Origin of the sequence: Pseudoalteromonas sp. S2755 (assembly GCF_005886535.1) — a bacterium.
Taxonomy (GTDB): domain Bacteria; phylum Pseudomonadota; class Gammaproteobacteria; order Enterobacterales; family Alteromonadaceae; genus Pseudoalteromonas.
Genome location: NZ_PNDS01000025.1, coordinates 1 through 3,850, shown reverse-complemented (window position 1 = coordinate 3,850; position 3,850 = coordinate 1). Strand labels below are relative to the sequence as shown.

Sequence of the window (3,850 nt, the reverse complement as noted above, 5' to 3'; positions counted from 1 at the left end):
TAAAAGACAAGCATTTTTAACTCATTTTTTTATTTAGCATTCGAATGCTTATTGGGTGTGTTGGAGAGAGGAAAGTAGCGCTGATTGTTAATTCTGATTTTATCTCCTGAAGCAGCTAAGTCGCTTACAAGCACCAAAAGAACTTATCAGCGCATTGTGTCTCCCTCATCACACCCGAAAGTAAATTGCCTATGAGTCATTTCAACGCATGGATGCGTGAAAAGCGGTGACAGGGCCAAGGATGGCCCTTACACCGCGGTGACGTTCATATTGGCAATTTACTTGAGGAGTCAGTGTGATGTTGGGAGTGCCCTTTCTTTTGCTACCTTTTCTTTGGGCAAGCAAAGAAAAGGTAGTCGTAGCCCATGGATGGGCGTCGAAATCGGTCAGGAGGACGGGCTGACTTTGCAATACATTTCGAGTTATCAGCCGTTAGCAACATAAACCTCCATGTTTAATATCAAAGCGTATCCATGCGCTCCTCGTTCATTCTTTTTAAACGACGCGATCGAGCGAACCAAGAAAACGTCGCCCCAGCATCACGCTTAATCCTCAAATCCTAAGCCGATATAGTGCAACCGTCTTGTAACGCACGTCCCTGTGCCTGACAAGACTTGGCCGACATCCTGTCGGCACATTGCATATCGGTTTATGCTTCGGGTGTGATGGAGGGGGAATAAGTTGCTTGTGAGATTGTCTACGATTTTTACGGTTAAGTTTCTTGAAAGCATTGCAAAAACTATCAGCGTAGCCTCCAAGCTCACAGTGTAAATAGTTTTGTGGGAGGCGCTTCACCCGCCGAGAAGTATGTTTTTCGGGTGATGAGGGAGTGCCTTTTCTTTAGGCGTCAAAGAAAAAGTAGTCCTAACCTATGGGGGCGAAGTCAGTCAGGAGGGGGAGCTAGCTTAACTCATAGCAGCGATATATGGACAAGGATGTTGAGCGTGATATGTGGATTAAACAGAATTCATGGCCATTAACCCAATCCTGTCAATTTATAGTAGAATAGCCAACTAAGTGATGAGGTACTGCTGCTGTGTTAAAAGCGTTTAGTACCCTATGTTGTATCCTTTACTTATCTCTTGCTTCGTACGAATGGTGCTATGGTAGGTGTGAGTTTGGCAAGGTGTTCAGCATATGAGCTTTTAAAGTTAATTAATACAGGTGGTTATAATGGCAATACAGTGGTTCCCAGGGCATATGAATAAAGCGCGCAATGAGATCAAAGAGATCATGCCGCAGATGGATGTCATTATTGAAGTGCTGGATGCTCGTATTCCATATAGTAGCGAAAACCCGATGGTAGGGCAGTTACGCGGTGATAAGCCTGTTATCAAAATCATGAACAAAGCGGACCTTGCCGATCCTGAACTGACCAAGCAGTGGATGGAGTATTTTGAACGTGAGAGCGGTGTAAAAGCGCTGGCGTTTGGTCATGATAAGGCGAATGAAGTACAGCGTATTAATGCGCTTTGCAAAAAGCTTGCACCTCATAAAGTGGGTCAAGATAAGCAGCTAAAAGCCATGATCATGGGTATTCCAAATGTGGGTAAATCGACGCTTATCAATACACTTGCCGGCAGAATTGTTGCAAAAACCGGTAATGAACCAGCGGTAACTAAAGCGCAACAGCGTATTAAGCTTGAAGACGGCATTATGCTTTACGATACGCCGGGTATGTTGTGGCCAAAGGTTGAGAACGAAAACTCGGGCTATCGTTTGGCGGCAACGGGTGCTATTCGCGATACGGCTATCAATTATGAAGAAGTGGCGAGTTACACCGCTGAATATCTGCTAGGTGCATATCCAGAGCTTTTAAAAGCACGTTACAAGCTCGACGAATTACCGGACTGTGATTGGACATTTATCGAGATGGCTGGCCGCAAGCGTGGGTGTGTAAAGGGTGGCAATCAGGTTGATACGCATAAGATGTCGGAGATTTTAATCAACGAATTGCGCGATGCTATTATCGGGCAGATCACGATGGAAACGCCGGAAATGCGAGAGTCGGAAGAAGAAATGGTTGCTGAGTTACGAGCACAAGCTGAGGCTAAAAAGGCCGCGCGTGAAGACGAAAAACGTCAACGCCGCGCAAGAGCGCGTAAGAATCGCCGCTAAGCGGCGAATTTGGTTTGATTCCGGCCTTGTTTGGCACGATAGAGCGCGGCATCGGCGCGCTTTATAAAACCATCTTCTGATTCATCAATATGGTATTGTGCAACGCCAATACTGACAGTCACTTTGACCTCACATTCCGCTTGCTCTAGTGCAACATGGATCTTCTCAGCAATCGCAATTCCTTGCTCTAACGTCGCTTTGGGTAGCAATACCATAAATTCTTCACCCCCCCAGCGGCACAGCAAACCTTTGTTTTCTATCTGGCGTTTACATACGTTGGAGAAACATTGCAGCACTCTGTCGCCTACCACATGGCCATGTTGATCGTTCACTTGTTTAAAGTGGTCAATGTCCATCATCAACATCACTACTGGGGTTGATTGGGTACGCGCTTTCGCTAAATGGTGCTGAAGCTGTGGCTCAAAGGCTTGACGATTAAAGGTATCGGTGAGTTTGTCGTACTTCGCCATTTTTTCTAAGCGTTTTTGATAGTGATTAAACGTCAACTGCGCCACGGCTAATATTAATAGGGTGACGAGGCTCCCTACCCATAAATTGGTTGTGAGTATGTCGCTTATTCCACTGGATTTATCTATTGTTTGCTCAACAATTAAATACCAGCCTATAGAGTCCAAATAGCGCGAATGGACAAACTCGGCATGGTCGTCGGTTTCCAACCGAAATTGATATTCGGATTGATTGAGCAGCGCCGTTGCTTGGGTTGGAAAACGATCATGAATATTGGTGCCAGATAGGGTCTGATCGTTAAAAAATAAGAGCCTGCCTTTGTGGTCAATAAAGTACAGTTTGCGTGCGTAGCTGGCTTCGTATTGTTCGATTAAATTGTGTAAATCAGCCAATAAGATACCAACCCCAACAACGCCAATTACATCGTTGTTTTGTTTTATTTTATGATTGACGTAAACAATGGCTTCGTTGTTATCTCTTGGGTCTATATCAACATTGAGCGCATAGTCTGCATCGCTATGCAGGCTTTCTCGGTACCAATCGTTTTGCTTGGCGCGAATGTCTAACTGCTGGGTGTTACCATCAAAGTGGTAATAAGTGAGGCTCTTGTCGTCCACTAAAAAGCTCGTTTTTGCGTGATGTAATGCTCGAGTATCTTCTAAGTAGGTGAAAACAAGCGTAGGGTCTTGCTGTGAAGATGTTAGCCAACGTTTAATAAAGACGTTATTTGCCATTTGCTGAGAAACAATAATTGGAGCTTGCAGCCGTTTTTGTATATCTAAATCAATCAGATGGCTGGTGAGTGGCAGAGCATCATCGCTCACCCCTTTATACAACGACTGTTTAGCATGCTCGATACTTATCCAGCTGGTGAAAATAAACCCTACCAGCAGCAGCAGGCTTAACAACATGTTATAACGGTAGCGTCGAGCGTTCATATTATTGTTATTTTTGGAAAAATAGAATGATACGGATTCTAGTAAAAGAAAACGATTACACGGCATTACAGCTGAACAAACGCTGATAGAAAATGTAGGCATAAAAAAAGCCCTGAGCAGGGCTTTTTGATTCATATCTACCGTCACCGATATGAGCAATGTAGCAAGTAAAAAGTGGTTGCCAGTGATACACATCAAGGGGCGTTGTAGCACATCACCGACAACACGATTCAGGGTCGAATCAGCAAGAGTATGTCCTCTTGTTGATATTGATTATCAATTAGATTCGCCGTTAGGTCAATACCTTTTTGAAAATAATTCTCATT

At 44.3% G+C, this 3,850-nt stretch carries 2 protein-coding genes; one reads left to right on the top strand and one right to left on the bottom strand.

Annotated features, from left to right (window positions below):
• Positions 1-1,173: 1,173 nt before the first annotated feature.
• The gene (ylqF, locus tag CWC03_RS04930; RefSeq protein WP_045987848.1) at positions 1,174-2,118 is read left to right on the top strand and encodes a ribosome biogenesis GTPase YlqF; all 945 of its coding nucleotides are present in this window, start codon (positions 1,174-1,176) and stop codon (positions 2,116-2,118) included.
• On the opposite strand, the gene CWC03_RS04925 is transcribed toward ylqF, so the two are convergent.
• Positions 2,115-3,524, bottom strand: coding sequence for a sensor domain-containing diguanylate cyclase (locus CWC03_RS04925; RefSeq protein ID WP_138580805.1), 1,410 nt, complete (start codon positions 3,522-3,524; stop codon positions 2,115-2,117). The genes ylqF and CWC03_RS04925 overlap by 4 nt on opposite strands.
• Between the last annotated feature and the right edge of the window lie 326 nt (positions 3,525-3,850).